The 21,358-nt window shown below is 57.0% G+C and carries 20 protein-coding genes; 6 read left to right on the top strand and 14 right to left on the bottom strand.

Features of this window, described 5'->3' with window-relative positions; all coding sequences use genetic code 11:
• Positions 1-32: 32 nt before the first annotated feature.
• The 4 genes from BBD38_RS11025 (at position 33) to BBD38_RS15090 (ending at position 3,802) form a co-directional block, all read left to right on the top strand.
• Positions 33-1,739, top strand: coding sequence for a GspE/PulE family protein (locus BBD38_RS11025; protein ID WP_066688175.1), 1,707 nt, complete (start codon positions 33-35; stop codon positions 1,737-1,739).
• Between the two features lie 13 nt (positions 1,740-1,752).
• Positions 1,753-2,808 (top strand): type IV pilus twitching motility protein PilT, encoded by a 1,056-nt coding sequence (locus BBD38_RS11020; protein ID WP_066688173.1) that lies wholly within the window; start codon positions 1,753-1,755, stop codon positions 2,806-2,808.
• Positions 2,809-2,914: 106 nt separating this feature from the next.
• Positions 2,915-3,202, top strand: a complete 288-nt coding sequence (locus BBD38_RS11015) for a hypothetical protein (RefSeq protein ID WP_172807824.1) — start codon at positions 2,915-2,917, stop codon at positions 3,200-3,202.
• Between the two features lie 174 nt (positions 3,203-3,376).
• Positions 3,377-3,802: a prepilin-type N-terminal cleavage/methylation domain-containing protein gene (locus BBD38_RS15090; protein WP_066688169.1), complete on the top strand. Its 426-nt coding sequence runs from the start codon at positions 3,377-3,379 to the stop codon at positions 3,800-3,802.
• Between the two features lie 93 nt (positions 3,803-3,895).
• Here the strand turns inward: BBD38_RS15090 and BBD38_RS11005 are convergent, their stop codons facing one another.
• The 5 genes from BBD38_RS11005 to BBD38_RS10985 form a co-directional block, all read right to left on the bottom strand.
• Positions 3,896-4,831, bottom strand: a complete 936-nt coding sequence (locus BBD38_RS11005; RefSeq protein ID WP_066688168.1) for a transketolase family protein — start codon at positions 4,829-4,831, stop codon at positions 3,896-3,898.
• Complete coding sequence (locus BBD38_RS11000; RefSeq protein ID WP_066688167.1) at positions 4,831-5,655, bottom strand: transketolase; 825 nt, start codon at positions 5,653-5,655, stop codon at positions 4,831-4,833. The genes BBD38_RS11005 and BBD38_RS11000 overlap by 1 nt, the downstream gene beginning before the upstream one ends.
• An 11-nt stretch (positions 5,656-5,666) precedes the next feature.
• Positions 5,667-7,193, bottom strand: coding sequence for a xylulokinase (locus BBD38_RS10995; protein ID WP_066688166.1), 1,527 nt, complete (start codon positions 7,191-7,193; stop codon positions 5,667-5,669).
• 273 nt (positions 7,194-7,466) lie between these two features.
• Entirely contained in the window at positions 7,467-7,928 is a 462-nt protein-coding gene (rlmH, locus tag BBD38_RS10990) for a 23S rRNA (pseudouridine(1915)-N(3))-methyltransferase RlmH (RefSeq protein WP_330672304.1), read from the bottom strand.
• A gap of 160 nt (positions 7,929-8,088) precedes the next feature.
• Positions 8,089-8,919 carry an MBL fold metallo-hydrolase gene (locus BBD38_RS10985; protein ID WP_172807823.1) on the bottom strand — a complete coding sequence of 277 codons (831 nt, stop codon included), beginning with the start codon at positions 8,917-8,919 and terminating at the stop codon, positions 8,089-8,091.
• A 115-nt stretch (positions 8,920-9,034) separates the two neighbouring features.
• On the opposite strand from BBD38_RS10985, the gene BBD38_RS10980 reads away from it, so the two are divergent.
• Together BBD38_RS10980 and BBD38_RS10975 are read left to right on the top strand one after the other, a co-directional pair.
• Positions 9,035-9,595: a TetR/AcrR family transcriptional regulator gene (locus tag BBD38_RS10980; protein WP_066688162.1), complete on the top strand. Its 561-nt coding sequence runs from the start codon at positions 9,035-9,037 to the stop codon at positions 9,593-9,595.
• 254 nt (positions 9,596-9,849) lie between these two features.
• Complete coding sequence (locus BBD38_RS10975; RefSeq protein WP_066688161.1) at positions 9,850-12,264, top strand: YhgE/Pip domain-containing protein; 2,415 nt, start codon at positions 9,850-9,852, stop codon at positions 12,262-12,264.
• A 168-nt stretch (positions 12,265-12,432) separates the two neighbouring features.
• On the opposite strand, the gene BBD38_RS10970 is transcribed toward BBD38_RS10975, so the two are convergent.
• The 9 genes from BBD38_RS10970 to garR all read right to left on the bottom strand — a co-directional run bounded on the left by BBD38_RS10970 (position 12,433) and on the right by garR (position 21,342).
• Positions 12,433-13,185, bottom strand: a complete 753-nt coding sequence (locus BBD38_RS10970; RefSeq protein WP_066688160.1) for a fumarylacetoacetate hydrolase family protein — start codon at positions 13,183-13,185, stop codon at positions 12,433-12,435.
• A gap of 29 nt (positions 13,186-13,214) precedes the next feature.
• Positions 13,215-14,339 (bottom strand): glycerate kinase, encoded by a 1,125-nt coding sequence (locus BBD38_RS10965; RefSeq protein WP_066688159.1) that lies wholly within the window; start codon positions 14,337-14,339, stop codon positions 13,215-13,217.
• A complete protein-coding gene (locus BBD38_RS10960) occupies positions 14,336-15,196 on the bottom strand; it encodes a sugar phosphate isomerase/epimerase family protein (protein ID WP_066688157.1) in 861 nt (286 codons plus the stop codon). Before BBD38_RS10960 ends, BBD38_RS10965 begins: the two co-directional genes overlap by 4 nt.
• 19 nt (positions 15,197-15,215) lie before the next feature.
• Positions 15,216-15,362 carry a hypothetical protein gene (locus BBD38_RS14535; protein ID WP_156738178.1) on the bottom strand — a complete coding sequence of 49 codons (147 nt, stop codon included), beginning with the start codon at positions 15,360-15,362 and terminating at the stop codon, positions 15,216-15,218.
• A gap of 82 nt (positions 15,363-15,444) precedes the next feature.
• Positions 15,445-16,833 (bottom strand): dihydrolipoyl dehydrogenase, encoded by a 1,389-nt coding sequence (gene lpdA, locus BBD38_RS10955; protein WP_066688147.1) that lies wholly within the window; start codon positions 16,831-16,833, stop codon positions 15,445-15,447.
• 9 nt (positions 16,834-16,842) lie between these two features.
• Positions 16,843-18,357 carry a 2-oxo acid dehydrogenase subunit E2 gene (locus BBD38_RS10950; protein WP_082989626.1) on the bottom strand — a complete coding sequence of 505 codons (1,515 nt, stop codon included), beginning with the start codon at positions 18,355-18,357 and terminating at the stop codon, positions 16,843-16,845.
• Positions 18,358-18,372: 15 nt separating this feature from the next.
• The gene (locus BBD38_RS10945) at positions 18,373-19,365 is read right to left on the bottom strand and encodes an alpha-ketoacid dehydrogenase subunit beta (RefSeq protein ID WP_066688145.1); all 993 of its coding nucleotides are present in this window, start codon (positions 19,363-19,365) and stop codon (positions 18,373-18,375) included.
• An 18-nt stretch (positions 19,366-19,383) separates the two neighbouring features.
• Positions 19,384-20,430: a thiamine pyrophosphate-dependent dehydrogenase E1 component subunit alpha gene (locus BBD38_RS10940; RefSeq protein WP_082989625.1), complete on the bottom strand. Its 1,047-nt coding sequence runs from the start codon at positions 20,428-20,430 to the stop codon at positions 19,384-19,386.
• Between the two features lie 18 nt (positions 20,431-20,448).
• The gene (garR, locus tag BBD38_RS10935) at positions 20,449-21,342 is read right to left on the bottom strand and encodes a 2-hydroxy-3-oxopropionate reductase (protein WP_147568150.1); all 894 of its coding nucleotides are present in this window, start codon (positions 21,340-21,342) and stop codon (positions 20,449-20,451) included.
• Between the last annotated feature and the right edge of the window lie 16 nt (positions 21,343-21,358).

Genomic DNA, 21,358 nt, shown 5'->3' with positions numbered 1-21,358 from the left:
AATAAAATCCACAATTTGGGAGTTTAAAACGAATGAAGAACATCAGGATCGGCGAGCTGCTGGTAGACAGCGGCATTATCAACGAACAGCAGCTTGAAAGCGCGCTCGATATCCAGAAGCAGTCCGGCGGGAAGCGGCTGGGGGATATTTTAATCGACCTCGGAATCGTCAGCGAGGAGCAGTTGATGGACGCGCTGCAGCAGCGCCTGAACGTCCCCCGCATCCATTTGCAGCACATCAACATTCCCAACGAGGTGATCCGCGAGGTTCCGGAAAGCCTGGCGCGGGAATATTCCGTGCTGCCGGTGAAATTGCAGGGAAACGTCCTTGAAATCGCGACCTCCGACCCGCTCAACTACGACGCCATCAACCAGCTTGGCCTTGTCAAGGGCCGCAGGATCGAGACCTCCCTCGCGCCCAAGCACGAGATCGAAAGCGCAATCGAACGCTTTTACGCGCTGCACCAGGTGGATGAAATCGCCGAGGATATCAGCCGGGAACGCGAGGTTTCGGAGAGCCTCGAGCAGCTGTCCAGCGAGGATTTTTCCGAAATCGAGGGCCGTGTGGGCAGCGCCCCGATTGTGCGTTTCGTGAGCACGCTCGTCGAGCAGGCGTATTTGAAACGCGCCAGCGATATCCACATCGAACCCTATGAAAGCGTGACCCGCGTGCGTTTCCGGATTGACGGCGACCTTGTGGACATCACGGAACTTTCCCCTTCCGCGCACGCGTCCCTTGTGACGCGCATCAAGATTATGTCGGACATGGATATCGCGGAACGCAGGCTGCCCCTTGACGGGCGCTTTGACGCACAGGTCGAGGGGTCTGAAATCAGCGTGCGCGTATCCTCCATGCCCACCGTGTTTGGGGAAAAAATCGTCATGCGCCTTTTGACGGACAGTAAGACAGGCATTTATAAAATCCAGCAGCTGGGGATGACGCCGGAGAACATCGAGCTTTTTTACAAGCTGATCGGCAGCCCGAGCGGCATTGTCGTGGTGACCGGGCCGACCGGAAGCGGTAAATCCACCACGCTGTATTCCATCCTGGCGGAAATCGCGACGCCGCTTGTCAACGTCGTTTCCGTAGAGGACCCGGTGGAAAAGGTCATTCCCGGCGTCAGCCAGACACAGGTGAACCCCAAGGCGGGCCTTACCTTCGCATCCGGCCTGCGCGCCATTCTGCGGCAGGACCCGGACGTCATTATGATCGGTGAAATCCGCGACGCCGAAACCGCGGATATCGCTTCGCGCGCCGCCATCACCGGGCATCTTGTGTTGTCGAGCCTGCACACCAACGACGCCGCGTCCACCTTTATGCGGCTGGTGGATATGGGGCTTGAACCGTACGTGGTGGCCTCGTCCGTTGTGGGCGTGGTTGCGCAGCGCCTCGTGAAGCTGATCTGCCCCAAATGCAGGGCGGTTTATACGCCGACCGCCGCGGACGCGGCTTACCTGCACTCCCTCGGGATGGAGGATATCCCCACCCTGTATTACGGAACGGGCTGTGACGCCTGTAACAACACCGGGCATTACGGGCGGACGGCGGTGCATGAAATCGTGAAAACGGACAACGCAATCCGCGATATGGTTGTGGGCCACAAAAAAACGCAGGATATCCTTTCCCACCTGAAGGCCAAAAAGCAAAAATTCCTGATGGATAACGCGCTTGACCTGCTGCGCGACGGAAAGATCGATATTTTTGAGCTGTACCGCATTACGACCGCCGAGGAAGAATAGAGAGGAATTACCTATGATAGATGAATTGATTGGCGCAGCGCGCGCGATGGATTGTTCGGACGTCCACATCGCCTGCGGCGAGCCCCCGATTGTACGCAGGAACGGGGAACTGAAACGCCTTAATGACAGGCCCGTGTTTACCGCCCCGGTAATCGCCGGGATTGCGCGGGAAATGCTGCAAAAAAGCGGCAACGACGGCCGCCCGGAGGAAGGCGATATCGATTTTTCGTACCAGACGCCGTCCGGCGAACGCCAAAGGGTCAATATTTTCCGGCAGCGGGACGAGCTTGGAATCGCCATCCGCCTGCTGCAAAAGGATATTCCCACCATCGGCGAGCTGAACCTGCCGGAGATTTTCGCGGAGATTGCGGATTACCCCCGCGGGCTCGTGCTGGTGACAGGCCCGACCGGAAGCGGTAAATCCACCACCCTCGCGGCGATGATCGATGCAGTGAACGAAAAACGCAGCTGTCATATCCTGACGCTCGAGGACCCGGTCGAGTATATGCACACGAGCAAAAAGAGCATGGTCAACCAGCGCGAAATCGGCCGCGACGCGGAAAATTTTTCTTCCGCGCTCCGCAGCGCGCTGCGCGAGGACCCGGATGTGATCCTCGTGGGGGAGATGCGCGACCTCGAGACCATCAGCTCCGCCATTACCGCCGCCGAAACCGGGCACCTGGTGATGTCTACCCTGCACACCATCGGCGCGGCCAAGACCATCGACAGGATTATCGACGTATTCCCGCCCTACCAGCAGCAACAGGTGCGGACACAGCTGGCAACGGTGCTGCGTGCGGTTATCACGCAAACGCTGATTCCCCGGGTGGACGGCAGGGGGCGCGTCCCGGCATTTGAGATCATGCTGGTGAACGATGCTGTCGCGAACCTCGTCCGCGAGGGTAAAACCTTCCAGATTGCGTCTGTTTTGCAGACGAACATGCGCAGCGGCATGATCAGCCTCGATATGTACCTTGCGCGGCTGGTGAAGGAAGGGACAATTACCATGGAAGCCGCCCTTGACCGCGCGGCCAGCAAAGAGGAGTTGAAGCGTTACGTCCAAATCTGAGTACGATTCCGTCGGGCGGGACGCGTCGAAAAGGGCGTTCCTTTATACGCTGGTTGGCATCGGGGTGGCGGTTGCCGTCATTTTTGCCGCTGTCTTCGTATTTTCGGTGGAATACCGCAAGGCGCAGTACGCAAGCTATGCGAGACAGCTTTATTATAACGGGATGCTGTACGCCGCAACCTGCGCGGGAGACCCCTATGACGGGGACGACGGGGAATTCCGCTATATCACGGACGCGGGCCGCCTTGGCGAGGGTTTCCCCTACGGCGGGAGAATCTCCATTGCCTTCGACGAAACGGGGGAAATAAAATTCGCGCAATGGGATAAGGACGGCGGGAAGGATTTCATCGACCAGTTCGTCACCCTGCCCGCGAGGTATCCGCCGGATACCTGATTTTTCCCGGTTTTATGCGAAAAATTAATGGATACCTGATTGACTTTGTATTGTTTTGCGTGTAAAATATGAGTATGTAATGCATGCGCGGCACTGCCTTACGGCATACCACCAGCCGCCCATCGGGGCAGCCTTACGGGTCTGTCCATTTATTTTATCAAAGGAGTTATTGTTATGTATCAATTATTTCAGCGCCACCGCAACAAGAAGAAAAAGGGCTTTACGCTCATCGAGCTGATTATCGTCATCGCGATCCTCGCGATTCTGGCGGCGATCCTCATCCCGAACATGGTGACTTACATCGACGAGGCGAATACGTCCGTTGCAAACGCCAACGCAAGGTCGGTTTATTCGGCGGCTACGGCGGCTGCGGCGGTCTGCATGTCAAGGACCCCCACAGTCCCTTTAGCACCGATCACCAATTTGGATTTGTCCGGAGCGACGGCCGATAATACTACGTTCCAAGGAATATTGGTCGGCCTTTTGGGCGATGGCATGAACGGAACGATCTCTGTTACCTTAACAGGTACAGGTGCAGCAGCTGCGGTTGATACCGTCACATGGACTGACGGCGCTAAGACAGGAACCTATCCGCAGTAACCTTAGCGGGAACTACAACTTCACGAACATCTGCAAATAAGGGCCCGGCGAACGCCGGGCCTTTTTGTATTCCTTATCTATAGTGGGCGCGGTTCACTTTCCTTTCATCCCCACCGCTTTCCTGGCCGCCTCCACGATATCGCACTGCCCGAGATGCAGCGCCCGCCGCAAATAATCCATCTGCCCTACCTCGCCGAAGCGGTCGCGGATTCCCACCGGGACCACGGGCGCGGGATACTCCTGCGCGAGCGTTTCGCATACCGCCGAATAGACCCCGCCCACAATGCTGTGGTTTTCCGCCGTGACGACGGCCCCCGTCTTCCGCACGGACCGGAGCAGGGTCTCCGTATCCACAGGCTTGATGGTATGTAAATTGACAACCTCCGCGCCGATCCCCTCTTTTGCGAGCGCCTCCGCCGCGTCGAGCGCGGTTTCGACCATGATGCCCGAGCAAACGACCGTGACGTCCGCGCCCGCGCGCAGCACGTCCGCCGTAAACAGGTTGAACCTGTAATCCGGGCCGAACACGTCCGGCGTTTCCTTGCGGCACATGCGGATATAAACCGGGCCGTCATATTCGACGACCTGCGGGACGGACTGCCGAAGCTGCTCCGTATCCACCGGCTCGAACACCACAAAGCCGGGAATCGCGCGCATGATGCCGATATCCTCCACACTCATGTGCGTACCGCCGTTTTTTTCCGCCGTGATGCCCGGGTCGGTGCCCACGATCTTCACGTTCCGCTTCGCATAGGAGATGGAAACGGCCGCCTGGTCCGCAATGCGGCGGGTGACAAAGGGCGCGAACGAGCAAATGAAGGGAATATAGCCAAAGGAGGTCATGCCCGCGGCAATGCCCGCCATATCCGCCTCGGCCACGCCTGCATCGAACGCGCGGCCGGGAAACATCTCCCGCAGGCAGTACGTTCCGTTCGATTTGCCGAGGTCCGCGTCAATCACGGCAATCCTGTCGTTTTCCCGCATCAGCTTTTCGAGGGCTTCCCCGAATACTTTTCTCATCTCTGTCATCAGCCACGCGCCTCCAATTCTTCATATGCTTCGTCGATATCATCCTGCGTGAGCGTCATCGAATGGCTGCCCACGCCCGCTTTTTCCGCGAAAGAGACGCCCTTGCCCTTAACCGTTTTCAGGATAAGCATCGCGGGCCTGTCCTGCTCCTTCGCCCATTCCACGGCCTGCGCGACCTGTGCGACGTCGTTCCCGTCCGCGACGGTACGCGCCGCAAAATTGAACGCGCGCCATTTGTCTTCGAGCGGTTCCAATGTCAGGATTTCCGTGACTGTGCCCGATATCTGCGCGTTGTTGTAGTCCGTAAAGGCGATGAGGTTATCGAGCCTGTGCGCCCCCGCGAACATCGCGGCCTCCCACACCGAGCCCTCCTGGCTTTCGCCGTCGCCAATGACCGCAAACACGCGCGCCGGGCTGCCGCAGGCCTTCGCCGCCTTGGCCATGCCCACCGCGCACGCGAACCCCTGCCCGAGCGAACCGGCCGTCATATCGACGCCCGGGGTGCGCAGCATATCGCAGTGGCTGGGAAGGTTGGTGCCCGGTTCATTCAGCGTATCGAGCCAATCCCTGTCGAAATATCCCTTTTCCGCAAGCACGGCATAGAGCGCCGGGCCCGCGTGGCCCTTGGAAAGCACGAGCCTGTCCCTGTCCGCCATCTGCGGATTTTGGGGATCGACGTTCATTTCCCTGAAATACAGGCAGACAAGCGCCTCGACGATGGAAAGGCTGCCGCCGATGTGCCCCGTCCCCGCGCCGCCGATTGCGCGCACAATATCTTTGCGAATTTGAACGCACATTTGTTCCAGTTCCTGAATCCCGTCCATATTCTCCTCCTTTATTCAAACCGACCCAGTTTTTCGTTTACCTTTTCCAGCGCGAAATAGCATTCCTCGAACACCTTCCGCAGTTCACGGAAAAATTCCGTGTTTTCCTTCACGGGATGCACGACCTCTTTGATGGACAGGAAGCGGTCCAGCACGTCAAAGTCCTGATAGAGCCCGACTCCCCGGCCCGCGATGATCGCCGCGCCCATGGAGGTCGCCTCGTCCAGCTTATCCGGAATGAGCATATCCATTTCATAGATATCCGCCATCGCCTGCCGCAGCACGGGGCTGTTCGCCCCGCCGCCGATCAGCACCATACTGTCCTGCAGGCCGATTTTGTTTTCCTGCAGGATATGGAAAATCACGCCCATATTCATAGCGATGCCTTCAAACACCGCGCGTTTCATGTCGTTTGCGCCGTGCCGCATGGTAAGGCCCACGAACGCGCCCTTTGCGTCCACGTTCCAGAAGGGTGAGCGTTCGCCCTGCAAATGCGGCAGGAACAAAAGCCCGCCCGCGCCGCGCTTTGATTTGGCCGCGTTTTCGTTGATAAATTTATAAACGCTTTCCCCCGTTTTTTCGGCGAGCGCGCGTTCCTCCGCGCATAAATTTTCCTTCATCCACGCGATGGAAGCGCCCGCCGCCTGCATGGTGCCCGTGGGGGCGACAAATTCAGGGATCACATGGTTCCATGTGACCACGCGCATACCGGGGTCGCGCACCGGCCGGGTGCGGCAGAATTTGCTCCACGCGGAGGTGCCGATATAGGTATAGCCCGTGCCGTCACGTATAGCGCCCGTGCCCACCAGCCCGCACGGTCCGTCGCCGCCGCCGAGCACCACGGGCAGCCCGCGCGGAAGCCCGCTTTCCCGCGCCGCTTTTTCGCCGACCTCGCCCACCACGGTGGCCGCGGCGAGGATATCGGGGAATTTTTCCCGGTCCACCCCCGCCGCCTGCATGATGTCTTCCGCCCACATATGCCCGCAGATGTTGTACGCGAGCGTGCCCGACGCGTCAGAATAGTCTGTGACGAATCGCCCGGTGAGCTTTAAAACGATGTAATCCTTAGCGCACAGGATTTTATAGGCCTGCCGGTAAATTTCCGGCTCATTTTCCTTTATCCACATCAGCTTTGTAACTGTATGAGATGAACTAATACGGTGCCCGGAAGTGCGGTAGAATGCGGTTTTTCCATATGCCTTGCCCAAGGCGTCCGCTTCGCGCACCGAACGCGTATCCGCCCAGATGATGGACGGACGCAGCGGCTTTCCATGCCTGTCGACGCACAGGCAGCCCATCATCTGCCCACTGAAGGACACCGCCGCAACGTCCTTCGGATTTACGGATTTCAGCAGCTCGGCCGAGGAACCGCACACCGCGCGCCACCAGTCGTCCGGGTCCTGCTCCACGAACCCGTGGCCGAGGTAATGCGTTTTATATTCCGCCGTAACCGCACGCACAAGCGTGCCGTCTTCCGAGAAAAGCACGGCCTTATCGCCCGTCGTCCCGAGGTCGTGCGCCAAAAGATATTTTCCCATTGGTTCCCTCTTTCCCGGCCGTCATGTACACGTATACATTTTGTGGTGACAAAATAGCTTTCCACATGGCCGTTACTTAATTTTACCGATGCCTCTTTATGACAGGTTCCGCCGCCCGGGGGTCCGGACGTGCGGAAAACTTAATTGCTTTTATGCCGCGGGTACTTTTGCCGTCCCGGTACGCCGTTTATTTGGGGATAGCGGCTTCCCTTCTATGGTAACACAGATCGGATTTTTTTCAACCAAAAAAGGACGCCGGAAAACACAAATTATTTATTTGTGATAGGTTTCGTGGTTCACGATTTTAAATGCGCGGAATACCTGTTCCAAAAGCACGATGCGGAAGAGCCGGTGCGGAAGCGTCATCTGTGACACGGACAGCCGCAGGTCCGCCCGGGCGAGCACATCCGGCGAAAGCCCGAGCGATCCGCCGATCACAAAGGTAAGCGTACTGTTTCCGTCCGACATCAGGCCGCCGATTTTTTCCGCGAAAGTTTCGGAAGGCATCTGCTTCCCGCGCACATCGCAGGCGATTACATAGCCCTCGCATTTTTTAAGGATACGTTCCCCCTCCGCAGCCTTCACAGCCTGCTCCGCCTTCTCCCCCTTCACATTCGTAAGGGGTTCGTCCGGCAGCTCGTCAATTACGACATTACAAAAACGGCCGAGCATTTTTACATACTCCGCCTGTGCCTTTTCATAAAAATCTTCCTTCAGCTTTCCGACGCATACGATCCTGATTTTGATGGTCCTGCTCCCCTTTAACTAAATAATAAGTAATAAAGAATAGGTAATAGAGAAGGAATGCGCCGCGCGCATTATCAGGGATCATCGGCGGAGCCGATTCAGCGCCTATTACCTGTTCACTATTCCTTATTACCTGAATTACCTGATTTTATACCGCGGCGTAAATGCCGGTGACTCCTTCGCGCTTCGCCATAGCAACCGCGACATGCTTGCCGATTACGACGCCGTTTTGCCGCAAAAAGCCGCACACCGTTTCATAGGCAAGCTCGTAAAAATTGTTTTTTTCGGAAAGATGGCCGAGCAGTATGCCGCGCACCCCCGCCGCCGCGAGACGCATTGCCGTTTCAGCCGCGTCGTCGTTCGACAGGTGTCCGTGTGTGGAAAGGATACGGCGTTTCAGGTAATAAGGATACGGCCCGCATTTCAGCATTTCAACATCGTGGTTGGATTCCAGAAGCACAATGGACGAACCCGCCACCTGCGCCAGTATTTTTTCGGTGACCCTGCCAAGGTCGGTCATGATACTGACCTTTTTCCCGCCCGCAGTCAGGCTGTAGCCAAAGGGGCGCACCGCGTCGTGCGATATTTCGTACGGCTGGACGCACAACTCCCCCACATAAAAATCCTCTTCGTCGATCACCCGGATGTTTTTTCCCTGTACGTCGCCGAGGCGCTTTTCCATCTCGCACCACGTCTGTTCGTTCGCGTAGACCGGGATATCGAACTTGCGGGAAATTACGCCCACGCCCGCGATATGGTCGCTGTGTTCATGCGTCACGAGGATTCCGTCGATATCCTCCATATGGGTATCGACCTTTTTGAGCTCCGACACGATCTTCGTACACGAATAACCCGCGTCCACAAGAACCTTGGATTTTTCCGTGCCGATGTAAATGCAGTTCCCCTTCGAGCCGCTGAACAGCGGGGCGATTTTCAGCTCCATATATTGTGCCTTTCTGTCTGTTCCAATACCAATCATTGTATACCTCTTTTCCATATTTTTCAATCCTATTCTTTTTTCCTTGCTATTTTTACGCGGATGGGGTATAAAGAAATTATACTGACCGGTCAATATTAATTTCGGGGTGGTTTTCATGAACAAAACAAAGGATGCGATTTATGCGGCGTCGGTGGACGTATTTTCACAATCGGGCTATACCGGCGCGGCCATGGACGAAATTGCGGAACGGGCAAAGGTGGCCAAGGGCACGCTGTATTACCATTTCAAGAGCAAGGAAGAGCTGTTCCTGTTTGTGATGCAGACGGGGCTCGGGCATATGATCGACGATGCGAAAAAAGTACTGGAACGGCCGCTTTCCCCTGAGGACAAAATTGCCGAGTTGTGCAAATCCCAGCTGCGCGTCGTACGCAAAAACGAAAATTTTGTCAAGGTGATTTTAAGCCAGCTCTTTGGCCAGGAAGAGCGCCAGCGCCTGCTGCGCGGCAAATTGAGCGAATACGCGGAGCTGATCAGCGAATGCATCAGCACCCTTGGAACCGGACAGCGGACGGAAAAGGAGACCGCCGCCGCGGTGTTCGGCTTCCTCGGCACGATGGTATCCGCCGCCGTTTACAGCGCGATGGCCGGATCGCAAAAAAAAGATATTTCCGGCCTGCTGATTCAAAATTACCTGCATGGAATCCTGAACAAATAAGTAGCCGGAAAGAACCCGGCTTCGCCGGTCATTACAGATGCGCGCCGCGTGTTCCTCCCTTGCTTTTTCCATACTATTTTTCCTTTTAATGCGCGGTCCCGCGCATTTTTTATTTGCGGACTCCCCCTGAAAGTTCCTTCCCTGATTTTAATTTTCTCCGTGTTTTGGCGCTAAAAATATGTTGACAAATAGTACATAAAGCAATATTATTGTACTGACTAGTCAGTACATATTTTAAAAGGAGTGTGTTTGCGTTGAAATTTGCAAAGATCGCCGGAAACGATATATCCGGGATTTTCAGGAACCGGTTCATCCGCGTTTCCGTAGTGGCGATACTGATTGTGCCGATGCTCTACAGCCTGTGCTACCTCGCGGCGTTCTGGAATCCGTACGGACGGCTTAGCGACCTTCCCGTTGCGGTGCTGAACCTCGACAAGGGAGCGAAGCTCAATGGTGAAGATGTGAATTACGGCAGCCAGGTGACAGACGACCTTAAGGGCAACAACGAGGTGGGATGGTCGTTTGTTTCACAGGACGACCTTGCGGACGGGCTCGAAAACACGAAATATTATTCGCTGTTCACGATTCCCGAGGATTTTTCGCAGAAGGTCGTGAACGCTAAAACGGGCGCGCCCACCACGGCGGAAATTATCTATACCTCGAACCAGGCGAAAAACTTCCTTGCCTCGCAGATCGGCGGCAATGTGGAAACGCAATTGAAGGAAAAGGTATCCGCTTCGGTTACAAAGGAATATGCGCTGGGCGCGTTTGACGGACTCTATGACGCGAAGGACGGGCTGTCTGAGGCTGCGGACGGCGCGGACCGGCTTCACGGCGGCATCCTCACGCTGAACGGCAAAATTCCCGAACTTTCGGCAGGCGTTACGCAGCTTGCGGATGGCGCGGGCGCGCTGGAAAACGGCCTTGGTTCCTTAAACAGCAATATGCCCGCCCTTACGGGCGGCAGCGCACAGCTGGCGGACGGCCTCAGGAGCCTGCAGGGCCAGCTTCCGGCGCTTACGGACGGCAGCACACAGCTGGCGGACGGCGCGGACCGGGTGTCCGGCGGGATCGACACGCTTGCGGAAAAAAGCGGCGCGCTCGCCGGCGGCATAACCCGCCTTGAAACCGGCGCAAACGAATTGAACGACGGACTGGCGGCCTTGAACGGGAAAATGCCCGCGCTTGTCGACGGCGCGCAGGCCGTACAGAGTGGAACGGGAACGCTGAAATCCTCAGTCGACCAATTGGCCGCGGGAACCGGGCATGTTTCGGACGGCCTCGATATGATGATCGCGGAGGCCTCCTCTACCTCGGATTTCGACGACGCAATCGACGGCATCAAGGCCCTGGCGGCGGGCGGGGCTTCCGCGGACGATATCAACGCGGCGCTCGGCCAGCTGCAAGCCTCTTACCACACGAGCCTCGACACGCTTACAGGAGGCCTTGAGGCGGCCAAAAGCGGCCTCGGCGATGTGGCCTCCGGCCTTAGCGGCCTTTCCTATACGCTCGATCCGGCCAATTCCGCCATGCCCGACGGCTCCCCCGCCTTTGCGGCAGGCGTTTCGCAGCTTTCAGCAGGCGTAAACGCAGCGGCGGACGCGGCCGCAAAGCTCGGAGAGGGCTCCGGCACATTAAGCGCCGGAATGAGCGAGCTTTCCGGCAATATCCCTGCGCTTGCCGAAGGAATCGAAACGCTTTCGGACGGGGCGGCGGCGCTTTCGGACGGGGCGCGGCAGCTGTCGGAAAAAACGCCCGCCCTCGCGGACGGCGTTGCACAGCTAAAAAACGGCGGTGACGCGCTGGAAGCGGGCGCCCGCCAGGCGGCGTCCGGAACGCGGCAGCTTTACAATGGCTCCGTAACGCTCGCCGACGGAATCAAAACGATGAACGGCCAGCTGCCCGCCCTTACGGATGGGGTTGCGCAATTAAACGACGGGTCGCAGGAACTTTCTGAAAAGCTTGCGGACGGCGTTTCATATATCGACGGAAACCTTGTGAATTCGAGCGGGGCGATGGCGGATTATATCAGCGATCCGGTGGCTATATCCAGCCAGCCCATCAACCCCGTGCCCGATTATGGGACCGGGTTTGCGCCTTACTTTATCCCGCTTTCCCTGTGGGTGGGCGCAATCCTGATGTTCTTCATTATTTCACCCAAGGCCGATCCGCGTTTTGCGGCGAACAGCGCACAGGCCGTAATCGGTAAATTCCTTTCGTACGCATTCGTGGGCGTGCTGCAGGCCGTACTGGTGGGGGCGGTGGTGCTGGCGCTCGGGCTCGTGCCGAACAACGCCGGGATGTATTTCTTTACGATCGTGGTGATGTCGCTTGTCTCCATTGCCATTGTACAGATGCTGATTTCGCTGTTTGGAGACGCGGGACGGTTGATCGCCATTGTGCTCCTGATCCTTCAGCTGACGTCGGACGCGGGCACCTTCCCGCTCGAGCTGGTGCCGAATTTCTTCCGGGTGCTGAACCCGTTCATGCCTTTTACCTATTGCGTAACCGCGCTGCGGGAGGCAATTTCGGGAAGCGATATTCTGTTGATCTGGCAGTGTATCGGCATCCTGGCGATTTTCTTCGGCATATTCCTCGGGCTTTCCATCGCATTCAAGACCCGCGCGGAAAAGCTTCAGGACAAGGTAGAGCAAATGCGGATTGCATGAGCGTGCAAACGCGCCCGGAATGCTTTCCGGAAAAACCAATGGACGGCAACGGACAAAAAACACCGCGAAGTTTCGCGGTGTTTTTATTTCGTAATCCTGCCGTATGCCCGGATTTTGAACCCGGCTGTCCATCCTTTTTCCATACGGCACACGTCCTGCGCCCTTTTCTTACCCGATACGGTTTTTCAGCGTTCCGATTCCGTCTATCGCGACGCATATCTCGTCTCCCGGCTCCATCGGGCCAATGCCCCCCGTCGTCCCGGTGGTCACAACGTCCCCCGGGTACAGCGTCATGAATCCGCTGATATATTCCAGCAGCTCGTACACATTGAAAATAAAATCCTTTGTGTTCCCGTCCTGCACGACCTTCCCGTTGAGGATTGCCCGGATATGCGCATTTTCCGGGTCGAATTCCGTTTCGACCCACGGCCCGAACGGGCAGAAGGTATCAAAGCCCTTACACCGCGCCCATTGATCGCCCGGCACCTGCAGGTCGCGCGCCGTCACATCGTTCAGGCAGGTATAGCCAAGAATATAGTCCGCCGCATCCCCGCGCCTGATTTTCCTGCATTTCCTTTTCACGACAAAAGCCAGCTCTGCCTCGTAATCCAGCTGTTTGCAGACGTCCGGTTTAATAATCGTCCCTTCCGGGTCGAGGATCGAGCTGATCCATTTGGAAAAAATCAGCGGTTCCTCCCTCAGCTCCATTTTGATTTCCTCGGCATGGCTCCGGTAATTGAGGCCTACCGCCACAATGTTCCCGGGTTCGCTGGGCACTGCCAGCGTGCATTGCGCAAGCGGCAGTTCTTCGCCGCTGTATTCTATTTTTTCATAGGGGGCTTCGCGCAGCAGCAGGGCTTTTTCGCCCCGTACCTCCGCATAAAAAACTCCCTTTTCTGTTTTTATTCTCGCTAATTTCAATACGAATTCCTCCTGTTTACCGGCCGTCCCTACCGGATTGCCTTGAAAGAAAACAACGATTCCGCAAGCAGCGCAAGGTCTTCCTTGCTCGTCCGCTTCGCAATCTCAAAGGGCACCGCCGCTTTATTGGTGGAAAAAATCGCCGTAATTCCTTCCCCGTATGCACGCGCATAACCAGGCCCGATATCCCCCACCAGCGCAACGACCGGAATCCCTTCTTTTTTTGCACGCCGGGCGACCCCGACGGGCACCTTTCCTTCCATGCTTTGTCCGTCCAGCATTCCCTCGCCGGTAATAATCATGTTCGCTCCGCAGATTTTTTCATCAAAACCGGCCGCATCCAGGACAAGGTCGATTCCCGGCACGATATTCGCCCCGAAAAACGCGAGCAATGGAATCGCCATTCCGCCCGCCGCGCCCGTTCCGGGCGTATGGAGCAGGTCTTTGCCCGTCGCCTCGCGGACCAGCCCGCAAAACCGGCCGATCCATCCGTCGATTTCCATGATGTCCTGCTGCGACGCTCCCTTTTGTTTCCCAAACACATGGGCCGAGCCCATTTCCCCGCACGCCGGGTTCTTCACATCGCTCGCAATCAGTATCTCGGCCTCGTGCAGCTCCTGTGGGATTTCCGATGCGTCGATGCGTGCGATTTTGCCAAGCCCCCGCGCGGTCGGTTCCACTTCCCCTCCGCTGCCGTCCAGGAACCGGACGCCCATCGCCGCGGCCATCCCAAGCCCCGCGTCCATTGTCGCGCTGCCGCCGATTCCCAGGATTATCTTTCGGCATCCGCGCTTTGCCGCGTCGCGGATCATTTGTCCCGTCCCGCGGGAGGTCGCGTCCATCGGCCGCCTGGGGATTTTCGCCAGCATAATCCCGCTGGCCTCGGCCATCTCGATCACGGCCGTGCCATCCGGCAGGATTCCATAGACCGCCCGTTCGACGGTAAAGTCCGGCCCGGTTACTTCGAGCGTTACCCGTTCGCCGCCCGCGCCTTCGAGCAGCGCATCCACCATGCCTTCACCGCCGTCGGAAACGGGTATTTTTACGACGTCCGCCTCCGGAAAATAGCGCATAACCGCCTTCGCGACAATATCGCATATCTCTCCTGACGTTATGGTTCCTTTAAAAGAATCCGGGGCAATTACAATTTTCATTCTTCCATTCCCTGCGCTTTGCGCTCGGCATCCTTCAATTGCCTCATGAGCAGGATGCTCTCCGAAACATTATCCGTTTTGTTACAGCCTTCCCATTCCTGCCAGGTATATTCGACCCCGACAAATCCATGATATCCGGTTTTGACCATTTCCGCAACCACTGCGTCGTAATTGATTGCGTTTTCGGAAACCACCGTTTGCAGTCTTCCTTCCGCCGCGCCGCGCGCATGGAAATGCGAGGCATATTTTATCAGCGGCGCAATCTCCTCATCCGCGATGCCAATCCTGGTAAAATGGGTGTAATCCAGCGTCAGGGTCAGCCCCGGCACATCGGCTACAAGCTGTCCGGCCCTGTCCGGCGTATCCGCAATCGAACCCAAATGCGCTTCCACCGCAAACACCAATCCCGCTTCCCTGGCCTGTTCCACACGCCATGCCAATTCTTCCAACGCGCGGCCATAGGAGGTTTCATATGCCTCTCCTTCAAACGCCACGCCGGGCAGGCATGTAATGTGCCCGCTTCCCGCCGCGGACGCATACTCCATCAGCTTGCGGAACCGGATTCGTTCCTCTTCCCGTATCGCTTTTGAGGGATGGTTCGCCGCGCGCACTGAAAAATCAAACGCGCTTTGCAGGAAAGCGTCCGCCACCACAATTCCCGCGTCGCCTGCCTTTTTTTTAAGCTCCGCGCCGCTTGACGCCGGGGCGCAAAATTCCCCGGAGGGCCGCAGGTGTGAACGTTCTTCAAACAATCCCACGTCGACCCCGTCAAACCCCATCATCCCAATCAGTTTCAATACATCCCCGTGGGGAAGCAAAGGAAACGTGAAATCCGCGCATGCATACCGATATGCCATTTTGCCACCTCCTTATCCTTTATTGTTGCTTTTCTTCCTCTTCCTTCTTGCATTTGTCGCATTTATACCCGCAGTATTCGCACGGGCAATAACATATGCCCTCTTCAAATACCAGCCGAAACCCGCATACCGGGCAAATTTCACTGCATTCCGGTTTTCGTTCCATTTTATTCCGCCTTTCCCATATATGGCACTGTCGCTGTTCCCCCGGGAACAGCGACAGCGCATGAGGATTATTCAGTGGCCGATCAAATATGAATGGGCTGTCCATTCGCCATGTGCGCCGCCTCCATAATGGCTTCACTGACTGTTGGATGGGGATGTACCACCCCCGCCATTTCTTCGACCGTCATTTCCATGCCAAGGTAGCCGACGGCTCCCCATATCATTTCCGTAACGTGGACGCCCGCCATGTGCATCCCCAGGAGCTGGCCGTATTTTTTATCATAGACCAGCTTCACAAAGCCTGTATCGTCGCCATAGGAAATTGCCTTCCCATTGGCGGAAAGCGGGAACACCGCCGCGCCTACGTCGTAGCCCTCTTCCCTTGCTTTCGCCTCCGTGAGCCCCGCGCTTGCCACCTCGGGCACGGCATAGGTGCATTTGGGGATATTATTGTAATTGAGCGGTTCGGCAGGTTCGCCGCAAATATGGCTTACCGCACGCATTCCCTGCGCGCTCGCCGTATGGGCGAGGGCCAGCCTGCCCGTTACGTCGCCAATGGCATATACGCCGGGGACGCTGGTGCGCATATCCGCGTCCACTTCAATGCAGCCGCGCCGGTCCGTTTTGATGCCAAAGCTTTTTAAGCTGAGCTCTTCCGTATTCGGCCGCACGCCCGTTGCCGCGAGGATGCATTCACCCTCTATGGCAAACGGTTTCCCGTCCTTTTCAAATTGCGCTTTGACCGTTTTTCCATCGTTGGCGGCGCCGGTGAGCCTTGTCCCGGTGTGTACGTCAAAGCCCCTTTTCCTGAATTCCTTTTCGACGAGCACGGAAACCTCCGCGTCTTCATTCGGCAGTACGCGGGGCAGCATTTCCACGATGTGCACTTCCGCCCCATAGGAACGGAACACCGTTGCAAACTCCATGCCAATCGCCCCCGCGCCTATAATTATAATACTTTTCGGGATTCGCGTCATCTGCAACGCTTTTTTGGAATCGAGCACGTTATCGAGCGAATAATCCAGCATGGGCAGCGCGAACGGCTTGCTGCCCGTCGCAATGATAATATTTTCTGCGGCGAGCTTTCCGCCCGAGGGAGCAAGCGTAAGTTCCTTTGCGCCCGTAAAGCGCGCGCTTTCTTTGTATACCGTAATTTTATTTTTTTTCATCAGGTATTCGATACCGCGGACAAGCCGCGCGCTGACCTCACGGCTGCGTTTCTGCGCGGCCGCATAGTCCGCCTTGATTTCCCCGACAGAAAACCCGAACCGCTCCCCTTCGGAAAGGCCGCGCACAATTTCGGCATTCCGCAGCAGGGACTTTGTGGGAATACAGCCCCAGTTCAGGCACACGCCCCCGAGGTGCTCCTTCTCTACCAGCGCCGTTTTTCTGCCGCCGAGCGCCGCTTTGATCGCGGCCACATAGCCGCTCGGGCCGCCGCCGATTACGATTACGTCATAGCTTGCCATCATCAGCACCCCTTACCTGGCCAAAAGCGCCATGAAGTTTTCCAGCGTCCTGCACAGCTCCTGCGCGAAACGCGACGCCGGCGCGCCGTCGAGCGCCCTGTGGTCATACGTCAACGATATTCCCATCGCCTGGTACGGAACCGCTTCCCCGTCCACCATCTTCAGCTTCGTCTGGATGTTGTTTACACCGAGGATGCCCGTCTGCGGCGGGTTTATCACCGGCGTGAAGTGTTCTACCCCGAACGTTCCCAGGTTCGAGACCGTAAAGGACGCGCCCGACAACAGGTCCGGGGAGATCGTTCCTTCCTGCGCCTGTTTCGCAAGGTCCTTCGCCGCAACCGCGATTTCGTTGAGCGACATTTTGTTCGCCCCGAAAATCGTCGGGACGAGGAGCCCCCGCGGCGTATCCACCGCCATGCCGAGGTTCACGTCCGTGAAATACCGCATCTTATCCCCGAGGAAATGCGCGTTGAGGTCCCTATGGTTCAGGATTACGCGCGAAACCGCGAAGAGGATAATATCGTTGAAGGTAATATTCGCAAGGCCGAGCTTCTCCGCGTTTTCCTTGACGATTTTGCGGTACGCCATAACCTGTGTCGCGTCGAAGGAGAAGGAGTGCGTCAGCTGCGCCATTTCGGAGAGGGACGCATGCATGGACTTCGCAATCACCTTGCGGATGTTCGGCAGCGCCGCGTCCTCATATGCCGCTGTGGGGACCGCCGGGCCGCCGTTTTGCAGGAAACGCAGGACGTCCGCCTTTACGATGCGTCCGCCCGGCACCGCCGGTGGAACCAGACGAAAATCGATCCCGTTTTCCTTCGCAATCTTTTTTGCGAGGGGCGAAATCCTCACGCGCGTCCCCGGCACGGCAGCCGGAACCGCGGGCCGGACCGGCGCAGGAGTTTCAGGAGGAGTCGCTTCCCGCGCCTTTGGCCCTTCCGTTTCTGCGGGGGCGGCGTCTTCCGCTTCGTCGTATTCCACGCCCTCGTCCGTGAGAACCATAATATCCGAATAGCACTGCACCGTTTCGCCCTCATCTGCGAGGAGCTTCGCGACGATTCCGCTCTCCGTCGCATAGATTTCCTGCGTCGACTTGTCCGTCTCCGCCTCTATGATCGGATCGCCCTCGTTTACCTTGTCGCCCGGCCCCACGAGCCATTTTGCGATAACGGCTTCCGTCATGTTCACGCCTATTTTAGGAAGCTGCATCCTGCGTATGCCCGCCCCGGGCGCGGCGGGCTGCCCCGCCTGCTCCGGCTTTTCCGCCGCTTCCCCGTGGTATTCTTCGCCTTCGTCCACCAATACCATGATGTCCGAATAGCACTGCACCGTTTCGCCCTCATCTGCGAGGAGCTTCGCGACGATTCCGCTCTCCGTCGCATAGATTTCCTGCGTCGACTTGTCCGTCTCCGCCTCTATGATCGGGTCGCCCTCGTTTACCTTGTCGCCCGGCCCTACGAGCCACTTCGCGATAACGGCCTCCGTCATATTTACGCCTATTTTAGGCAAAGCCATTTTTCTTGCCATAATCCTACCCTCTGTTTATTTGTTGTCGAGAACCTTATATACCGCATCCTTGATTTTCTGCTCGTCCGGGATGCACAAATCTTCAAGGCCCTTGTTGTACGGCATCGGAACATTCAGCGCGCCCACGCGCACCGGAGGCGCGTCAAGGAGGTCAAAGCCCCGGTCGATAATTTCGGAAACAATATCGCCCGCCATACCGCCGCGGAGGTTCGCCTCCTGGCAGACAACGACGCGGCTGGTTTTCCCGACGGAGTTCATGACCGTTTCGTAGTCGAGGGGCAGCAGGGAAATCAGGTCGATCACCTCGCAGGAGATGCCCTCCTTCGCAAGCTCTTCCGCCGCTTTTTTCGCGCGGATCGCCATCATGGAATAGGCGACAATCGTCACGTCCGTGCCCTCGCGGCGCACCGCCGCCTTGCCGAACGGCACCGTGTAGGTTTCGCCCTCTTCGCCCTCGGGGACTTCCCCCTTGAGCTGGTAGCTTCTTTTATGCTCAAAGAAAATGACCGGGTTGTCGTCCCGGAGCGCTGTTTTCATCATGCCCTTTACGTCGTAGGGCTCGATGGGCGCGACTACCTTGAAGCCCGGCACGTGGTTGAACCATGCCTCGAACGACTGGGAATGCTGAGCCGCGATGCCGCCGCCCGCGCCGAACGGGGCGCGCACCACGAGGGGCATATGCACCTTGCCGCCGAACATATAGCGCATTTTTGCCGCCATATTGACGAGCTGGTCCATGCCAAGGGTGATCCAGTCCGAATACAGGACCTCCGCGACCGGGCGGAGGCCCGTCGCCGCCGCGCCCACGCACGCGCCGACGAACGCAGGCTCGGAAATCGGCGTATCGATGACGCGGTCTTTTCCATACAGGTTCATCAGGTCGAGCGTAATGCCGAACGGGCCGCCGCGCACGCCGATGTCGCACCCCATCATAATAATCGTGGGGTCTATTTTCATTTCTTCTTTAAAGGCATCATTGAGTGCCTGTCTTACGGTTATGACTGCCATATTTCGTTCCTCCCAACCTTAGTAGATGATCTCGCCGTCCGCGTAGATATCGTCATAAAGCGTATCTGCCGGCGGTTCCGTGCATTCGTTCTGCGCATAGTGAATTGCGTCTGTAATCTCGTCGATTGCATCCTGCCGGATTGCATCCACTTCTTTCCCGCTCAGGAGTTTATTGCTGATGAAATATTCTTTCATGCGCTTGATGGGCTCGTATTCCCAAAATATTTCGTCCGCCTTTAAATCCCTGTACCACTGGTCGTCCGCCACGAAATGGCCGAGCAAGCGGATATAACGCGCCTCGATGAGCGTCGGGCCGCCGCCGCTCCGCGCTTTTTCCACGGCCTTCTTCACCGCGTTGTATACGTCGAACACATTGAATCCGTCGATTTGCACGCCTTCGATTCCATAGCCCACCGCGCGCTTATAAAGGTCCGTTTCCTTTGCGACCCAGCCGATCTTCGTCGCGATTGCATACTGGTTATTTTCAATCAAGAAAATCGCCGGGAGGTTCCACGCGGCCGCCATGTTGATGGATTCGTGCCATACGCCCTGGTTCGTGCCGCCGTCGCCGTGGAAGCAAATGGTAACGCGGTCGTTTTTCAGCACCTTTGCGGAAATCGCGCTGCCGATTGCAATCGGCATTCCGCTGCCGACGATCCCCGTCGCGCCGAGCATGCCGATATCAACGTCGGCAATATGCATCGACCCGCCCTTGCCGCGGTTGAGGCCCTCGTATTTCCCGTGGAGCTCCGCCATCATTGCGCGGGTATTTGCGCCTTTGGCAATGGTGTGTCCATGCCCGCGGTGGGTCGAGGTGATAAAATCGTCCTTTGTAAGGTTTTCACACGCGCCGACCGCAATTGCTTCCGCGCCCACATAGGAATGCGCGAGGCCGTAAATTTCATTTTTCATCCACAGTGTTTTAACCTGGGAGTCAAATTCCCGGATAAGGCACATCTGGCGGTATATCCGTTTCTGTTCGTCAAGCGGCATCCCCTCGGGCGCTTTCAGCTCCTTGAGCGCCGGCAATGTCTGTTTTACATAAGCCTGTGTTTTTTTATCCATGATATTTCCCCTTCTGCTTTAATCTCTTCTTACTTCCACGCCCGCCAGCCTTTCATAGTGGCGGATAATCGCATCGTGATCGCTTTTCTCCATACCCATAGCTTTGAGGCCCTGCATAATTTCCATTACTTCAGCCGTAAGCGGTATGGGAGAGTTTACCGAATGGGCGCAGTCGAGCGCGTTTTGCAGGTCCTTGATGTGCAGCTCGATGCGGAAGCCCGGATTGAAATTCCCGTCCAAAACCATCGGCATTTTTGCATCAAGAACCGTGGAACCCGCAAGGCCGCCGCGGATCGCATTATAGACCTTTTCCGGGTCGACCCCGTTTTTCGTGGCCAGCACCATCGCCTCGCTCATTGCCGCAATATTCAGCGCCACAATGACCTGGTTCGCCAGTTTGGTTACGTTTCCGCTGCCGACCGCGCCTACCAGCACCGCGGACGACCCCATTTTGAGAAGCATTTCCTCAACCTTTTTAAACGCCGCCTCGTCGCCGCCTGCCATGATCGCGAGCGTTCCGTCGATGGCTTTCGGTTCCCCGCCGGACACCGGCGCATCGAGAAGCGTCACGCCCCTTTTTTCGCATTCCGCGGCGATTTCCCGGGACGCGATGGGCGAAATAGAGCTCATATCTACGATAATCGTCCCCTCTTTTGCATGTTCCAGCACGCCCTCCGCCCCGAGCACGACTTCCTTTACGTGCGGGGAATTGGGGAGCATTGTGACGATCACATCCGCCGCCTGCGCGACTCCTGCAATCGAAGATGCCGCTTGCGCGCCCGCTTCCTCCAGTTCCTTTACCGCAGCGTCTACAATATCATAGACAACAAGCTCGTAGCCCGCTTTTACCAAATTTTTTGCCATGGGTTTTCCCATAATTCCCAGTCCGATAAATCCGACCTTTGCCATAATAATTCCCTCCGTATAC

The organism is Christensenella intestinihominis, assembly GCF_001678845.1.
GTDB lineage: Bacteria > Bacillota > Clostridia > Christensenellales > Christensenellaceae > Christensenella > Christensenella intestinihominis.
This window is presented reverse-complemented; position numbering and strand designations above follow the sequence as displayed.